This is a genomic window from Streptomyces sp. NBC_00316, from assembly GCF_036158715.1.
Classification (GTDB): Bacteria; Actinomycetota; Actinomycetes; order Streptomycetales; family Streptomycetaceae; genus Streptomyces.
Map to the genome: position 1 here is coordinate 522,938 of NZ_CP108023.1, position 14,913 is coordinate 537,850.

Below are 14,913 nucleotides of genomic sequence, written 5' to 3' on the forward strand. Positions count from 1 at the left end.
ATGATCAGCGGAGTCATCCCGGTCCTGGAGGTCCCGTTCCACGACGACGGGTCGCTCGATCTGCCGGGCTTCGACCGGGTGGTGGACGCGGTGCTCGGCAACGGCGTCACCGCGGTGATGTTCCCCGGGTACGCATCGGAGTTCCACAAACTCACCACCGCCGAACGAGATCAGCTCACCGACCGGATGCTCGGCGCGACCACCGGTGTGCCCGGCTTCACCACGATCGTCTCGGTGACGGATCACGCCACTCCCGTCGCCGTCGCAGCCGCACGGCGCGCGGCCGAACGCGGTGCGGGCGCGATCAACCTGCTGCCGCCCTATCTGCTCGGCCCGTCCCGGGACGCCGTTCTCGCACACCTGGCCGCCGTCCTGGACGCCGTCGCGCCGGTCCCGGTCGTCCTGCAATACGCCCCCGCCCAGACCGGCACCAGCCTGGACGCCGCCGCGATCGACACGCTCGCCGCCGCGCATCCCAACCTCGGCCACGTCAAGGTGGAGTCCGCCCCGCCGGGTCGGCTGATCAGCGCCCTGAAGCTCCCCTCCCTGGTTGGCTACGCGGGTCTCCAACTGCCCGACGCACTACGGCGCGGAGCGGTCGGTGTACAGCCCGGTTGCTCGTTCACCGAGATCTACCAGGAGATCTGGCGCCGATGGACGTCCGGTGACCAGTTGTCCGCGCTCGCCCTGCATCGAGCGCTACTTCCCTACCTCTCGTACTGGATGCAGCACGTCGAGTTGATCATTGCCGCCGAGAAGGCGATCTCGGTACGCCGGGGCTGGTTCACCTCCGACCACTGCCGGGCACCGGGCTGGACGCTGGATGCCGAGGAGCGCGCCATGGTCGGCCGTTTCATGGCCGAGTTCGAGGAGTACCTGCCATGCCCGAAGTAATCACCTTCGGCGAAGCAATGGTTGTCCTCCACGGGCCCCCCGGCGTGCCGTTGTCCGAGGCGACCGGGTTCACCCGCGGCGTGGCTGGCGCGGAGGCCAACGTAGCGGTGGGGCTCGCGCGACTGGGCCATGAGGCCGCCTGGTTCGGCCGGACCGGCGACGACGCCTTCGGCGATGTCGTTCTGCGCACGCTGCGCGGTGAGGGCGTGGACGTCTCACGCGCCAGCCTGGATCCGAAGGCCCCGACGGGACTTCTCGTACGCGACTGCCACAGCAGCCGGCGCATCTCTGTGGCGTACTACCGGGCCGGCTCGGCCGGCAGCCGGCTGGACCCCACGGACGTGGACACCTCATGGCTGGCCGGCGCCCGGGTGTTGCACAGCACCGGCATCACCCCCGCGCTGTCCGACTCGGCCCGCGAAGCGACCCACCGGGCGGTGGACGCCGCCCGGGCTGCCGGGGTGACCGTCAGTCTCGACCCCAACATACGGCTCAAGTTGGCCGGTCCGGAGCGCTGGCGCGAACTGTTGCGGCCCCTGGCCGGCTCCGCCGACCTGGTGCTGACCGGTGAGGACGAGGCCGAACTCGTCAGCGGGCGCACCAAGGAGGCAGCGGTCGACTGGTTCCTGGAGCAGGGGGCAGAACTGGTCGTGGTCAAGCGCGGAGCACTCGGGGCGACGGCCACCGACGGCGTATCACGGTGGGAGATCCCCGTGTGGCCGGTGACCGCGATGGACCCGGTCGGCGCCGGAGACGCCTTCGATGCCGGGTTCCTGTCCGGCCGGCTGCGCGGTCTGGATGTCCCGCAGTCGCTGGGCCTGGCGGCCAGGGTGGCCGCCATGGTGGTCGCCTCGCCCGGCGACCTGCCGGGCCTGCCGCGCCTCGCCGAACTCTCGGGGCCCGGTGACGCGGACCGTTGAGCGCGACGTATGCGCACCGATCACTACGGGCGCCGGTGTCACGACGCCCCGGAACGACAGGAGGTGCGGGCATGTACCGCTGGAACGTGATGGACCGGGTGGCGAGGCGCGGTGTCGTGGGCATCGTGCGGGCCACCGACGCCCAGGCGGCGGAGAAGACCGCACTGCAGGTGGTGGACAACGGACTCGATGTCGTCGAGATCTCGCTCACCACTCCCGGTGCCCTGGACGCGATCGCCCGGGTGGCGACGGCCAGGCCCGATGCGGTGATCGGAGCGGGAACCGTACTGGACAAGACCTCCGCCCGGCTGGCGGCACTTGCCGGGGCGCGCTTCCTGGTGTGCCCCTCGCTGCATCCCGCGGTACTCGCCTGTGGGCACCGCTACGGGCTCGCAGTCCTCCCCGGCGCAGCGAGCGCCACCGAGATCGTGACGGCCCTCGAGGCGGGGGCGGATGCCGTAAAACTGTTCCCGGCCCGTGCGTTCACCCCGGGTGTGCTGCGCGATCTGCTCCAGGCGCTCCCCCAGGCCCCGGTCGTACCCACCGGTGGTGTGGACGCCGCCTCGGCGTCGGAGTGGATCGCGGCCGGAGCGATCGCGGTCGGCGTAGGTGGCGCCCTCGCTTCGGGCGGTGCCGAAACCGTGCGCGGTCTGCTGGAATCCGTCACCGATGCGCGCCGGCCGTCTGACGGGGTCGGCTGACCGGCCCGCTCCCTACGTTCCCCTCAGCCAAGGCCACATGCGAGGACACCGAGCCGGAGCAGGCCATGCACCCGGCGATAAGCTGGGGTGCCTAGCAGTTACCTCGAAGGAGTCCCGACGTGGCAGTGCGCCGCACCACGCTGTTCGATCAGGTCGCGAGCGAGATCATCACCCTGATCGAGGAGAGGGGACTCAAGCCGGGCGACGACGTACCCCCGGAGGGCGAGCTCGCCGCCCGCTTCGGGGTCAACCGGCTTGCGGTGCGCGAGGCGATCCGGGCGCTGGCCGCCCGGGAGATCCTGGTCTCCAGTCAGGGACGGCCGGCCCGGGTCAATGTTCCGACGGCTCGAGTCTTCGGCCAGATCCTGGGGTTCCGCCTGCGCCAGCAGTCGCTGGTCTTCGACGACGTGCTGGACGCCCGCGGTGCGATCGAGGGGGCCTTGGTCTCGCGTGCCGCGGTGCGGGTGAGCGCGGGCGAGGCCACCACGGACGCCGCGGCCGCCCTGCTGGACGAAATGGCGCAGGCCACCGCCGACCGTGAACGGTTCGTGGCGCTCGACCTCGCGTTCCATCACGAGATCGCCAGAATGGCGGACAACGGAATTCTGGAACTGGTACTGGAGTCGCTCTCGGACGTCCTCGCCGCGCATCGGCTGGCGAGTTACGAGGGGCGCTCCCGTCGCGGCGACAGCCAGCAGGCGACCATCACCGCCCATCGCAGAATCCTGGACGCCATCGCGGCAGGTGATCCGCAGGAGGCCGTCGCAGCCATGGCGGCGCACCTCAGTGAGACCGGCGAGGACCTGGGCGCCACGCTCTGAGAACCGACTCTGCCTCAGCATCCGAGGTCTGACCGCGGACCAGACGGTTCGCCATGGGCGTCGGAATCACCGCCGGCCTCGCGCTCGCGGCCATGACGCTCACCACGCTCGCCCGGAAGAACGTCGTGGACGGCGTCGCCACCTTCCGCATGCAGCCCGGCTCCTACGACCGTGTTCGGAATCGTCTGCACGATGGACTCCTGCGGACAGTTCGTCTCGGACACGGGCCGAGCAGGGGCGCCTCGTCGCGCAGCCGGGCCGCCAAGGAGGACAGCGGCTCGGTCTCCTCCATGGCAGCCGCGCACCGGCTCACCGGCGAAGGCCACTGGCTCGTCACCGGAATCCTGCTCTCCCTGCGCCCCACGCCCGAAGCCACCCAGGCCAAGGCGCGCCAGCGCATCGTCGGCAACACCCTCGGCGGCATCGCCGCCGCACTGGTCCTCCTGACCCACCCCGGGCCCTGGGCGGTCACGGCCACGGTCGCCGCCACGAGCACACTCGCCTACGCCCTCAGACCCGCCAATTACCTCTACTGGTGCCTCGCCTTCCCCCTTCTGCTGCTCCTTCTCGCCGACTTCGACCGGCCCACGCCCTGGTACACGGCCGCGGTACGGGCGGGCCTGGTACTGGTCGGAGCCGTCGTCGCCTCACGCCGGCTGTGGCCACCGACCCAGACGCTCGGATCCGCCAACTGAAGCGCTGAGATCGGTAAGAGGCCCTCGGCCGGCAGGCCCGGCGGCTCTACGAGCACGCGATGCTCTACGGAATCACTCCCGGCGCCCACCCCCGCCCGAAGGCAAGAAGGCCTTCGCCCGTGCGGTGACGTGGCTGCGGCGCAACCGCTGCCTGCTGCCGGGAGACACCCCGCCGGCCCAGCCGCGTCCGCCGCGGCCGACGCGGTGGCGCGGGCCACATCGACCGAAGAAGCCCTCCCGCCGTTCCACAGCGTCGTGCTGCCGGTCAAGGACCTTGTCGACGTTGCCCGATGGCCCACCGCCCATGGATCCGCCAGAAGGCGCCTTACCTGGTGCTTTACCCAGGCGAGACGCCTTCCGGGACCGACGGTCCTTCTGCTGCCCGAGCCCCCGCCGGACGGCACCCCTCTGCGACGCTCAACCCGCGAACCGGGCCATCCACGCCTCGACATCGTCCGCCGACCGCGGCAGGCCCGCCGACAGGTTCTCGTGGCCGTCATCGGTGACGACCAGGTCGTCCTCGATCCGGACGCCGATGCCGCGCCACTCCTCGGGCACGGTGAGATCGTCCGGCTGAAAGTACAGGCCGGGCTCGACGGTGAGGACCATGCCCGCCTCCAGCACGCCGTCGACGTAATCCTCGTTCCGGGCCTGCGCACAGTCATGCACGTCCAGACCGAGCATGTGACCGGTGCCCGCCATGGTGAAGCGGCGCTGGAGGCCGAGTTCGTACGCGCGTTCGGCCGGGCCTTCGATGAAGCCCCACTCGACCAGCTGTTCCGCCAGGTATCGCTGGGACGCCTCGTGGAAGTCGCGGTACGCGGCGCCCGGCTTGACGGCTGCCATGCCGGCTTCCTGGGCCGCGCACACCGCGTCGTAGACCTTGCGCTGCAGAGGCGTGAAGGTGCCGCTGATCGGCAGCGTGCGCGTGACGTCGGCGGTGTAGAGCGTGTGCGTCTCCACACCGGCATCGAGCAGGAGCAGGTCCCCCGGCCGCACCGGACCGTCGTTGTCCGTCCAGTGCATGATCGTGGCGTGCTCGCCCGCGGCGCAGATCGAGCCGTAGCCGACGGCATTCCCCTCGAGGCGTGCACGGCGGAAGAACGTGCCCTCGATCCACCGCTCGGACGACGCGATCGCCCCCGAGAGCTCACCGATCACATCGGTGAATCCGCGTACCGTGGAGTCCACGGCCTTGCGGAGCTCGGCGATCTCCCAGTCGTCCTTGACGAGGCGGAGATCGCTGAGCGCCTCTTCCAGTTCGGCGTCGCGCTCCTCATCCGTGGTGACGGCGGCTTCCAGGGACGGGTCGAGACCCCGGACGATCCGGGTCGGCGCACCGGAGGCGGCGGCCAGGTCGCCCGCCGCCGTGCGGACGTCCCGGCAGGGCAGACCGAGCACCAGCTCCGACTCGGCGAGGGAGCGGCGCCGGCCCATCCACAGTTCAGCCGTGGCACCGGTCCAGAACTCGTCGTTGTCCCTGCTGTCCCGCGGCAGCTGGTAGCAGTAGGCGTCATGGCCGCCGTCCGCTCGGGGTTCGAGGACGAGAGCGCCGTCCCGGGCCTGGTCTCCGGCCATGTGCACGTAGCCCGAGTACGGCCGGAACGGGTAGTTGTCGTCGTTCGAACGGACCTTGAGACTCCCCGAGGGAATCACGAGGCGTTCGCCCGGAAAGCGCGCGGAGAGCGCGGCGCGGCGACGGGCAGCATACGGAGCCTGCTCGCCGAGCCGCAGGTCCTGCCGCTCGGTGTCCGCCCACCCCGTCCGCATCAGAGCGGACAGTTCCTCGGAGATCCCTGAGTAGAGACCGTTCTTTCGGCCTTTCGCCACGGCGTACACCTTCTTCTGGGTGGATTCCTCAGCGGCGCTGGGCAGAGTGAGCCGTACGGACAGGTCTGCTCCCGGTGCAGCTCGTGCCCCCTCGCCGCCGCCGGTCGTCGGCGGCTCCCGGACGGTACCCCGTACCGCGCGTGCTCGGTGCCGAAGAGTGCCACTGGCACTGATCGGCCATAGCCCCGACCGGAGCCGTCGATAATGCGACGTATGACGAACGAGAAACTCGGCGAGGCCCTTCGGCTTCTGGGCATCGGTCACGCGGCGGGCCAGGTCTATCTGGCACTGCTTGAACTGGCCCCCGCTCCGCTGAGTGCGATCGCGGCTGCTGCCGACCTGGACGGTGCGGAACTGGCCACGGCATACGGCGCACTGGTCGACGCCGGTCTGGCCAGTGCCGCCGAGGAGAGCGGGGACGTGGTGGCCCCGGTTCCGCCGACCGCAGGCCTGGAAATCCTCGCCCGGCACCGCGCGGCCGAGGTCGAGGAGTCGCGCATCACCGTCGGGGGCGCGTTCGAGTCCTTCCGACGACAGCGGCTCGCCGCGTACAACGACAATCTCGTCGAGGTCGTCACCGGCGACGCCATCGGTCCCAGGATTCGTCACGCATGGGCCAGCGCCCGCGATCAGATCCGGCAGTTCGAGTCACCGCCGTACTTCCCCTTGGCCGAGGCCACGGACGACGCGCTGGCTACGCTCGCTCGCGGTGTGACGCAGCGTGTCGTGTACTCACAGGCGTCGCTGGAGCACCCGGGCCACCTGAAGGATGTCATCGAACCGTGCATCAACGCGGGCGAACAGGCCAGGGCCCTGCCGTCGGTGCCGGTCAAACTCGTGATCATCGACGAGGCGTACGCACTCGTGTCGTTGTCGATCAAGGAGGCGGATGTACACAACACCATGCTGGTCGTGCAGCCATGCGGCCTGTTCTCCGCACTCGTGGCGCTGTTCGAGCAGTCCTGGCAGAACGCCCTGCCGTTCCACGGCCGCACCACTCGCCCAGGCGGCCTGCCCCCCTCCGACCGCCGCCTGCTGTGGCTCCTCGCGGGCGGCGCGAGCGACGACATCATCGCCCGCGAGTTGGGAATCAGCCGCCGCACGCTGTTCCGCCGCCTGCAGGTCCTGATGGCCCAACTGGGCGCCGCGAACCGCTTCCAGATGGCCTTGCAGGCACAACGCAGCGGATGGTTGTGACCGGCACACTGCGGCCGCTGCCCGCCGCGCCCGCGGCCCGGATTCTGGATCACGCCGTGACGCCAACTCGCCGTAGAAACAGGCAGATTGAATGTTTGGCGACGGAAGTTTGATTGTGTGACGCCTCCTTGACAGCAGACGTTGCGCCACTTGAGGATCAGTGTGCCTTCACTGACCGGTGGGGGCTCAGTTTTGAGCGATACAAGGGGGTTTTCGTATGTCCGCGATCGTTTCCACGCTCAAGCACACGAAGTACGTCATGGGTTCCCTGGCTGCGGTGCTGTTCACGAACTGTCCCAGCTGACGCGGGAACGGGGTGGGCGGCCATGGCCGCCCACCCCGGCATGGTGAGGGGTCGGGACGGGCGGGGGAGGACCATGTTCGACGCGGGGATACGGCAGTTCCGGATGGCGCTGGCCATGGTGCTCGGCCGTCCGATCAATGTTCGCTCTGCCGAAAGGCTCGTCGACGACGCGCTGGCGACACTTGCCGAGTTCGGCTCCCCCGGCGAGGACGTCGAACAGCTGCTGCGCGGCGCCGCCGCAGACCCGCAGATGCGTACCGACCTCACGAACAAGGCCCTGCGCCGTACCGCGATACGCCTCGCGGCCAAGTCGCCCTTCTACGCCGACCACTTCGCAGCAGCACGAGTCGACCCGGCCGCACTGACCATCGAGAACATCACCACCGTACCCGTCACCACCAAGGCCGACCTGGCCGAGCGGGGCCGCGACTTCCTGTGCAGCGAGCCCTTCCTCGCTTCCCGGACCACCGGGACGACGGGCCGGCCCACCGAGGTCTGGTACTCCCGCTACGAGGAACGCCTGTGGCCCGCGCTCGTCGCCCTCTCCCAGGTGCTGCGCGGCACCGTCCGTACCACCGACCTGGTCCAGTTCAGCATCAGCTCCCGGGCGACCGGCACGGCGTACGCGGAGATGCAGGTCGCCCGCCTGGCAGGGGCGGAGATCCGCATGGTGGGGCTGGTGCCACCGGCGGAGACGCTGGACCTCATGGCGGGAACCGGCGCATCGGCGCCGACCCTGATGGTCACCTACCCGAGCTATCTGGGACAGCTGACCCAGCTGGCGCGTGAACGGGGACTCGGCCCCGCGGACTTCCGGCTGCGCCGCATCAACGTCGGCAGCGAAGTGCTCTCGCCCGCACTTGCGGAGGCCGCCGAAAAGACCTTCGGCGCCCCCGTCCACGACGGATACGGCATGACCGAGGTGACACCGGTGGCCGGCGCGATCTGCCGGCAGCGGCACCTTCACATCGACGCCGGCATCGGCCTGGTGGAGGTGTGCGACCTCGACACCGGGGCACCGGCCGCACCCGGAGCGCTCGGCACGATCGTCGCCACTCCCTTCTACCCGTACCGGGAGTGCATGCCGCTCTTCCGCTACGACACCCGAGACCTGGTGCGGCAGTTGCCCGACACACCGCTCACCTGCGAGATGGCGAACGTGCCGGCGACCTCGCACATCCTCGGAAAGGCGGACCATGTGCTGCACGCCCAGGACGGCCCGGTGACCCCGCGCGAGATCATCGAGGTCCTCGACGCGCTGCCCGGCGCGTGCTGGCCCGTGCGCCACCGTGCCGATGTGGTGGACGGGCGGCTGCATGTGGAGGTGGCCGCCTCATCCGTGCCGGAGACGAGCGACATCGCGCGTCACTTCGTCGAGGCCGGCCTCGACGCCACCGTCGACGTCGTACCCGGAGACGGACGTGAGCTGCGGCGCTACCGCTGCGATCTGGTCGAGAACAGCTTCGCCTCCGCCGGGCGGCCCGCATGACCGCCGCACAGAGCGCGTTCTTCGTCCTCGTGACCCTCGCCGTCGCCCTGGGCGTCTCGCTCGCCTCGGTCGCCTACTTCCAGCGGGTCACCCTGCCCCGGCCGGCCGTCGGCGCGTTCAACGGCAACGACATGGTCATCATGATGGGCTTCGTCGTCGTACTGCCCTTCCTGTACCTCTCTCTTCCGGGCTGGCTGCTGCCGCCCGTGCTGGGGCTGACTCTGGCCGGTGGTCTCGTGGTCGGCTACGGGCCGGTCGTTCGCCGGGGAACGGTGCGCTGGTCGCTCATCGCCGGTCTGCTGGTCGCCGACTGGCTCACCGCGCGCAGCGCCGCGGACGATCCCACCCATGCCACGCCGTACTGGCTGGTCAACAGCCTGGTCATCATGCTGATGGCGGTCGGCGCCGCCAACCTCAACGCGCAGGGCGGCCTGAAACTGCGGCACGTCTCCCGGTTCGCGCTGGCGCTCGCCGTGTACGACCTGTTCTTCGCCACCGTCGTCCCCCTCACCCAGAAGCTGTTCGACGCGGTGCAGGGCTACGCCTTCGCACCGTCGGCGGGGCTGCGCGTCGGCGAGTTCGGCGCCGTCGTGGGCATGGGCGACCTCCTGGTGTACGCCCTCTTCACCACCGTGGCCTACAAGGCGTACGGACGAGCGGGGCTGACCTGGGCTCTTGGGCTGGTCGCCGTGTTCGGCGCGCTCGTCCCGACGCTGACACCCGTCACGGTCGAGGCGCTCACCGGACACCTTCCGCAGATCGTGCCCGCGCAGATCTTCTTCGGCCCGGCCGCGTTCTGCGGGTACCTCGTGCTGCGGCGGCGCGGTCCGGAGCGACGCATGGCCGACGTCAGGCCGCCCGCGCGGTTCGTGACAGCCCACGGACAGCAGGAGCCCGCGAGCCCGGCCACCGCCGACGAGCCCTGGGAGCTTTCCCCGGGCGAACGCTCCCAGGTCGGCAGCTGACCGAACCAGGTGGGCCTGCGGTGTCGGGATCAGTGGTGGAGCAGCTCCTTCATCGCCGAACGGAGGGGCTGACTTCGGCGAGAACGACGAAGGCGTGCACTGCGGGAGGGGCAGTTCGGGTCGCTTCATACGCCTGGAGAAATCAGGTCCGCACCGTCGAGGCCACGCCGGGCGGGGGTGAGGAATCACCGAACCGGCATGTCGAGTTCACGCCGATCACGGGCTGTCGCCCGCCAACGGCACTTCGGTCCCCGGGCGACCGAGAACACTGGTGATGTAGTCCGCCACAGCCGCCTCCAGACCGATGTCCAGCTGGGCGCGCTCGGACATGTACCACCGGTGTTCCAACAGCTCGTGATAGAGCTCGGCCGGGTCCATGGAACTCCGGAGTTCCTGCGGAACAGCACGGATCGTAGGTCTGAACACCTCGCGGACCCAGCGGTGCGCAAGCACCTCCGCACGGGCGCCGAGCGGGTCGCCCGGCGCATAGTCCTCCTGTGTCGCCATCCAGCTCTCAAGGTCGTTGAGGAGTCGTCGGGCCTGGTTCTCCTCGGCGTCGAGCCCGGTGAGGCGCAGCAACTGGCGTTGATGATGGCCTGCGTCGACGACCTTGGGGACGAACGTGATCGTGTCGCCGTTCGGGGAGTTGGCGATCTGCATCTCGGCGACGTCGAAGCCGAGGTCGTTGAGCCGGCGCATGCGACGTTCGATGTAGTGATACTTGCCGGCCGGATAGACCGAGGTACGAGTCAGCTCATTCCACAGTTCACCGTACCGTCGGCAGATCTCAGCGCCGAAAGTGATCGGATCCACCGAGGGATGGAGCGCACCCGCGGCCTCCAGGTCCAGCATCTCTCCGCTGATGTTCACCCGGGCCAGATCGATGTCGTATTCACGCTGCCCTGTGCTGAGCCGGCTGTGCACCTCGCCCGTCTCCGCATCCACGAGGTAGGCGGCATAGGCGCCGGCGTCCCGGCGGAAGAGTGTGTTGGACAGAGAGCAGTCGCCCCAGGCGAAGCCCGCCAGGTGCAGCCGGACCAGCAGTACGGCGAGTGCGTCCATGAGCCGGTGCACCGTGGTCGGGCGCATCGTCGTCTCGAACATCGAGCGGTAGGGCAGGGACCCTTTGAGATGACGAGTGATCAGCACCGGCTCCAGCGGTGCCCCGTCGGTGCCGGTGCGCCCGGTGACCACCGCGAGCGGGTCCACCGCGGGTATCCCGAGCCGGGCCAGGGTACGCAACAGCTCGTACTCGCGTACCGCCGGCCGTTCGGCGAGCTCCTTGACGGCCACCACGTCGGACCCCGCCCGTGCATAGCGCACGACGTGGCGGGAGATGCCGCGCGGCAGCGTCACCAGGTGCTTCTCCGGCCATTCTTCGAGCGGCAGGTGCCAGGGCAATTCGAGAAGGAGCGCGGGGTGTTCGGGGTTGGTGGCGCTGAACTGCAAAGCCATCGGTCGCCTCGCTGCTTCGGTGACGGGACCACCAGTGTGACGTAGCGCGTCGCACGCCCCGTGGCCGAGGGGAGGGAACCGTACGCACACGGGCCGGCAACGGTCAATGCACCCCGTGCGGCCGGAACTGGATGCTGATGCGCCCTCCCGCGGCCCGCGCGGTCTTGGGGACGGCGTGCTCCCAGGTCCGCTGGCAGGAACCGCCCATCACGATCAGGTCGCCGTGCCCGAGCGACCGCCGGACGACATCGCCGCCGCGGCGCGGGCGCAGCAGCAGGTCGCGGGGCGCTCCCACGGAGAGGATGGCGACCATCGTGTCCTCGCGGGCGCCCCTGCCGATGCGGTCGCCGTGCCAGGCCACGCTGTCGCGCCCGTCGCGGTAGTGACACAGGCCGGCTGTCGTGAAGGGTTCGCCGAGCTCGGCGGCGTAGTGCGTGGAGAGTGCCTGCCGCGCCTCGTCGAGGACGGGGTGCGGCAGCGGTTCACCGGCACGGTAGAAGGCGAGCAGGCGCGGGACGTCCACGACCCGCTCGTACATCTGCCGTCGCTCGGCCTGCCAGGGGACGTCCGTGGCCAGCTCTTCGAACAGGGCGTCGGCGCCACTCAGCCAGCCCGGCAGGAGGTCGATCCAGGCGCCGTCGCCGAGCCCGGTTCTGCGGAGCCCGTCCAGTGGTCGCAGAAACGCGTCGTCGCCCTGATCGAACAGGGACCCCTGGAGCTGGTGCGATGCCATGCCTGCAGCCTACTCATATTCGAACGTGTGCGCTATTAGGGCGATCTCCTCCTCTCCCGCCCCTGGGCACCCGGGCGTCACGGCCGGGCACCGCGGTACGGGCCGGACACCCTGCCCTGCAGATGCCGGCCCTCCCGCGCGCCGGGAACAGCGGATCGACGGGGCGCACAGCCCTGCGGGCCCGCTGCCCCTGGTCTCGCTCCCCGACACGCGGCGCCCATATCGTCTAAATTGGGGCAAGTGGGGTTGTGGCTGTCTGTGGTCACGCCGGAGTTGCGGGACCGCGTCCAACACGGCTGCACGTGCACTGAGACAGCGTGACCCGGTCCGGCCGGGCCACGGGGACGGATACCCATGACCGACGGCCAGCGGAGTCCCCAGGACCACGGTCCGGACCCCCTCGGAGACTTCCTCTCGCATTTCCTCGGCAGCGGACAGGGTGGGGAGCCGCCCGACCCGCGGCGCATCGACTTCAGCCGTCTGCTGAGCGGTCCCGCACGGCAGCTCGTCACCGTCGCAGCGTCCTATGCCGCCCAGCACGGGAGTACCGACCTCGACACGGAGCACCTCCTGCGGGCCGCGCTCTCCACCGAGCCGACTCGTCGCATGGTCACGCGAGCGGGCGCCGATCCCGACGCGCTCGCCGCCGAGATCGACCGGCAGGCCGGAGAAGGGCCGCCACGCAACTTCCTCGCCGTCACGCCGGCGGTCAAGCGTGCTCTGCTGGACGCCCATGAGATCGCGCGCTCCACCGGCGCCTCCTACATCGGCCCGGAACACGTGCTGGTGGCACTCGCCGCCAACCGCGACTCCGCAGCGGGGCAGATGCTCAATGCCGCGCACTTCTCGCCGCCCGCGGGCGGCCGGGACGGCCTCGCACCCGTGACCGGCAGCGCCGGCCAGCGTACCGGCCCCGGCGAGCGGGGCACCCCCAACCTGGACAAGTTCGGCCGCGACCTCACCGACCTGGCCCGGGAGGGCCGTATAGACCCGGTCATCGGCCGTGACGAGGAGATCGAGCAGACCATCGAGGTCCTCGCCCGCCGGAGCAAGAACAATCCCGTCATGATCGGCGAGGCCGGAGTGGGCAAGACCGCCATCGTCGAGGGACTGGCCCAGCGCATCGCGGACAGTGACGTGCCGGACATCCTGCTGGGCCGGCGTGTCGTCCAGCTCGACCTCTCAGGAGTCGTCGCCGGTACCCGCTTCCGTGGGGACTTCGAGGAACGGCTCACCGGTCTCATCGACGAAATCCGCGCCCACTCGGGTGAGTTGATCATCTTCATCGACGAACTGCATACCGTGGTCGGGGCGGGCGGCGGCTCCGAGGGCGGCCCGATGGACGCGAGCAACATGCTCAAGCCCGCACTGGCCCGCGGTGAACTCCATGTCGTGGGGGCCAGCACGCTCGAGGAGTACCGCCGCTACATCGAGAAGGACGCCGCGCTCGCCCGCCGGTTCCAGCCCGTTCTGATCCCCGAGCCCAACCCGGCGGACGCCGTCGAGATCCTGCGGGGTCTCCAGGACCGTTACGAAGCCCATCACCAGGTCCGGTACACCGACGAGGCACTCCTCGCCGCCGTCGAGCTGTCCGACCGCTACCTCACCGACCGCTACCTGCCCGACAAAGCGATCGACCTCATGGACCAGGCCGGCGCACGGGTCCGGCTGCGCTCCTCCACCCGCGGCACCAACCTGCGCGCCCTGGAACGCGAAGTGGAGCAACTTACGCGGGACAAGGACCAGGCCGTCGCCGCCGAGCAGTACGAGCGGGCGTCCGAGCTGCGCGACCGGCTCTCCGACCTGGAGCAGCGGATCGCCGAGGGAAACCACGTACAGCAGCCTCGCAGCCATGTCACCGAGGTCACTGTCGAAGACATAGCCGACATCGTGTCCCGTCAGACCGGGATTCCGGTCAGCAGCCTCACCCAGGAGGAACGGGACCGGCTACTGGGCCTGGAGGAACACCTGCACAAGCGCGTCATCGGCCAGGACGAAGCGGTGACCGCCGTCGCCGACGCCGTCATGCGCTCGCGGGCCGGTCTGGCCGACCCCAGCCGCCCGATCGGGAGCTTCCTCTTCCTCGGTCCCACCGGCGTCGGCAAGACCGAACTGGCCCGCGCACTCGCGGAGGCGCTCTTCGGGAGCGAGGACCGGATGATCCGGCTCGACATGAGCGAGTACCAGGAACGGCACACCGTCAGCCGCCTGGTCGGCGCTCCCCCCGGCTACGTCGGCTTCGAGGAGGCCGGACAGTTCACCGAAGCGGTGCGAAGGAACCCCTACTCGCTGCTGCTCCTGGACGAGATCGAGAAGGCGCACCCCGACGTCTTCAACATCCTGCTGCAGGTACTCGACGACGGGCGGCTCACCGACTCCCAGGGCCGGACGATCGATTTCAAGAACACCGTCATCGTCATGACCAGCAACCTCGGTTCGCAGGCCATCACCGGCCGCGGCGGCGCGATGGGCTTCGGTGCCGGCGACACGGACGCCGACGAGCAGGCCCGCCGCGAGCGGGTGCTGCGTCCCCTGCGCGAACACTTCCGGCCGGAGTTCCTCAATCGTATCGACGAGATCGTGATCTTCCGCCAACTCGCCGACCAGCAGCTACGGCAGATCACCAACATGCTGCTGGACGACTCCCGACGGCGGCTCCGGGCCCAGGACGTCACCCTCGACGTCACCCTGGCTGCCGTCGAATGGCTCGCCCAACGCGGTTACCAGCCTGAATACGGCGCCCGCCCGTTGCGCCGCACGATCCAGCGCGAGGTCGACAACCGGCTCTCCCGCATGCTGCTCGACGGCAGCCTGCAGCCCCACAGCCGGCTCCGGATCGACGTCGCCGACGGCGAGCTGACCATCCGCAAGGAGGAAGAGCCGGAGCACCCCGCGAGCTGACCCCGAGC

Annotated in this window: 12 protein-coding genes; 9 read left to right on the forward strand and 3 right to left on the reverse strand. The window is 69.9% G+C overall.

Translation table 11 applies throughout. The features are described 5' to 3' along the window. From OG878_RS02435 to OG878_RS02455, 5 genes are all read left to right on the forward strand, one after another. Positions 1–894, forward strand: coding sequence for a dihydrodipicolinate synthase family protein (locus OG878_RS02435; protein WP_328885181.1), 894 nt, complete (start codon positions 1–3; stop codon positions 892–894). After that, positions 882–1,814: a sugar kinase gene (locus OG878_RS02440; protein WP_328885182.1), complete on the forward strand. Its 933-nt coding sequence runs from the start codon at positions 882–884 to the stop codon at positions 1,812–1,814. The genes OG878_RS02435 and OG878_RS02440 overlap by 13 nt, the downstream gene beginning before the upstream one ends. A gap of 71 nt (positions 1,815–1,885) precedes the next feature. Next, positions 1,886–2,515 carry a bifunctional 4-hydroxy-2-oxoglutarate aldolase/2-dehydro-3-deoxy-phosphogluconate aldolase gene (locus OG878_RS02445; protein WP_328885183.1) on the forward strand — a complete coding sequence of 210 codons (630 nt, stop codon included), beginning with the start codon at positions 1,886–1,888 and terminating at the stop codon, positions 2,513–2,515. Between the two features lie 119 nt (positions 2,516–2,634). Beyond that, a complete protein-coding gene (locus tag OG878_RS02450; protein ID WP_328885184.1) occupies positions 2,635–3,336 on the forward strand; it encodes a FadR/GntR family transcriptional regulator in 702 nt (233 codons plus the stop codon). A gap of 53 nt (positions 3,337–3,389) precedes the next feature. After that, the gene (locus OG878_RS02455) at positions 3,390–4,031 is read left to right on the forward strand and encodes an FUSC family protein (RefSeq protein ID WP_328885185.1); all 642 of its coding nucleotides are present in this window, start codon (positions 3,390–3,392) and stop codon (positions 4,029–4,031) included. Positions 4,032–4,448: 417 nt separating this feature from the next. On the opposite strand, the gene OG878_RS02460 is transcribed toward OG878_RS02455, so the two are convergent. Continuing rightward, positions 4,449–5,924: an aminopeptidase P family protein gene (locus OG878_RS02460; RefSeq protein WP_443049227.1), complete on the reverse strand. Its 1,476-nt coding sequence runs from the start codon at positions 5,922–5,924 to the stop codon at positions 4,449–4,451. 150 nt (positions 5,925–6,074) lie between these two features. Here OG878_RS02460 and OG878_RS02465 point away from each other — a divergent pair, with 150 nt between their 5' ends. The 3 genes from OG878_RS02465 to OG878_RS02475 all read left to right on the forward strand — a co-directional run bounded on the left by OG878_RS02465 (position 6,075) and on the right by OG878_RS02475 (position 9,816). After that, positions 6,075–7,058 (forward strand): LuxR family transcriptional regulator, encoded by a 984-nt coding sequence (locus tag OG878_RS02465; protein ID WP_328885186.1) that lies wholly within the window; start codon positions 6,075–6,077, stop codon positions 7,056–7,058. Between the two features lie 377 nt (positions 7,059–7,435). After that, complete coding sequence (locus OG878_RS02470; protein ID WP_328885187.1) at positions 7,436–8,851, forward strand: phenylacetate--CoA ligase family protein; 1,416 nt, start codon at positions 7,436–7,438, stop codon at positions 8,849–8,851. Continuing rightward, complete coding sequence (locus OG878_RS02475) at positions 8,848–9,816, forward strand: hypothetical protein (RefSeq protein WP_328885188.1); 969 nt, start codon at positions 8,848–8,850, stop codon at positions 9,814–9,816. Before OG878_RS02470 ends, OG878_RS02475 begins: the two co-directional genes overlap by 4 nt. Positions 9,817–10,032: 216 nt before the next feature. On the opposite strand, the gene OG878_RS02480 is transcribed toward OG878_RS02475, so the two are convergent. Both OG878_RS02480 and OG878_RS02485 read right to left on the reverse strand, forming a co-directional pair. After that, positions 10,033–11,271: a DUF4032 domain-containing protein gene (locus OG878_RS02480; protein ID WP_328885189.1), complete on the reverse strand. Its 1,239-nt coding sequence runs from the start codon at positions 11,269–11,271 to the stop codon at positions 10,033–10,035. Between the two features lie 103 nt (positions 11,272–11,374). Beyond that, positions 11,375–12,004 carry an alpha-ketoglutarate-dependent dioxygenase AlkB gene (locus OG878_RS02485; protein ID WP_328885190.1) on the reverse strand — a complete coding sequence of 210 codons (630 nt, stop codon included), beginning with the start codon at positions 12,002–12,004 and terminating at the stop codon, positions 11,375–11,377. Between the two features lie 354 nt (positions 12,005–12,358). Here OG878_RS02485 and OG878_RS02490 point away from each other — a divergent pair, with 354 nt between their 5' ends. Next, complete coding sequence (locus OG878_RS02490; protein WP_328885191.1) at positions 12,359–14,905, forward strand: ATP-dependent Clp protease ATP-binding subunit; 2,547 nt, start codon at positions 12,359–12,361, stop codon at positions 14,903–14,905. Positions 14,906–14,913: the final 8 nt, after the last annotated feature.

What these genes read in the sequence shown, in the direction of transcription:
- OG878_RS02435 (WP_328885181.1), top strand. Translation starts at nt 1, where the DNA reads ATGATCAGCGGAGTCATCCCGGTCCTGGAGGTCCCGTTCCACGACGAC.
- OG878_RS02440 (WP_328885182.1), top strand. Translation starts at nt 882, where the DNA reads ATGCCCGAAGTAATCACCTTCGGCGAAGCAATGGTTGTCCTCCACGGG.
- OG878_RS02445 (WP_328885183.1), top strand. Translation starts at nt 1,886, where the DNA reads ATGTACCGCTGGAACGTGATGGACCGGGTGGCGAGGCGCGGTGTCGTG.
- OG878_RS02455 (WP_328885185.1), top strand. Translation starts at nt 3,390, where the DNA reads ATGGGCGTCGGAATCACCGCCGGCCTCGCGCTCGCGGCCATGACGCTC.
- OG878_RS02465 (WP_328885186.1), top strand. Translation starts at nt 6,075, where the DNA reads ATGACGAACGAGAAACTCGGCGAGGCCCTTCGGCTTCTGGGCATCGGT.
- OG878_RS02470 (WP_328885187.1), top strand. Translation starts at nt 7,436, where the DNA reads ATGTTCGACGCGGGGATACGGCAGTTCCGGATGGCGCTGGCCATGGTG.
- OG878_RS02475 (WP_328885188.1), top strand. Translation starts at nt 8,848, where the DNA reads ATGACCGCCGCACAGAGCGCGTTCTTCGTCCTCGTGACCCTCGCCGTC.
- OG878_RS02480 (WP_328885189.1), bottom strand. Translation starts at nt 11,271, where the DNA reads ATGGCTTTGCAGTTCAGCGCCACCAACCCCGAACACCCCGCGCTCCTT.
- OG878_RS02485 (WP_328885190.1), bottom strand. Translation starts at nt 12,004, where the DNA reads ATGGCATCGCACCAGCTCCAGGGGTCCCTGTTCGATCAGGGCGACGAC.
- OG878_RS02490 (WP_328885191.1), top strand. Translation starts at nt 12,359, where the DNA reads ATGACCGACGGCCAGCGGAGTCCCCAGGACCACGGTCCGGACCCCCTC.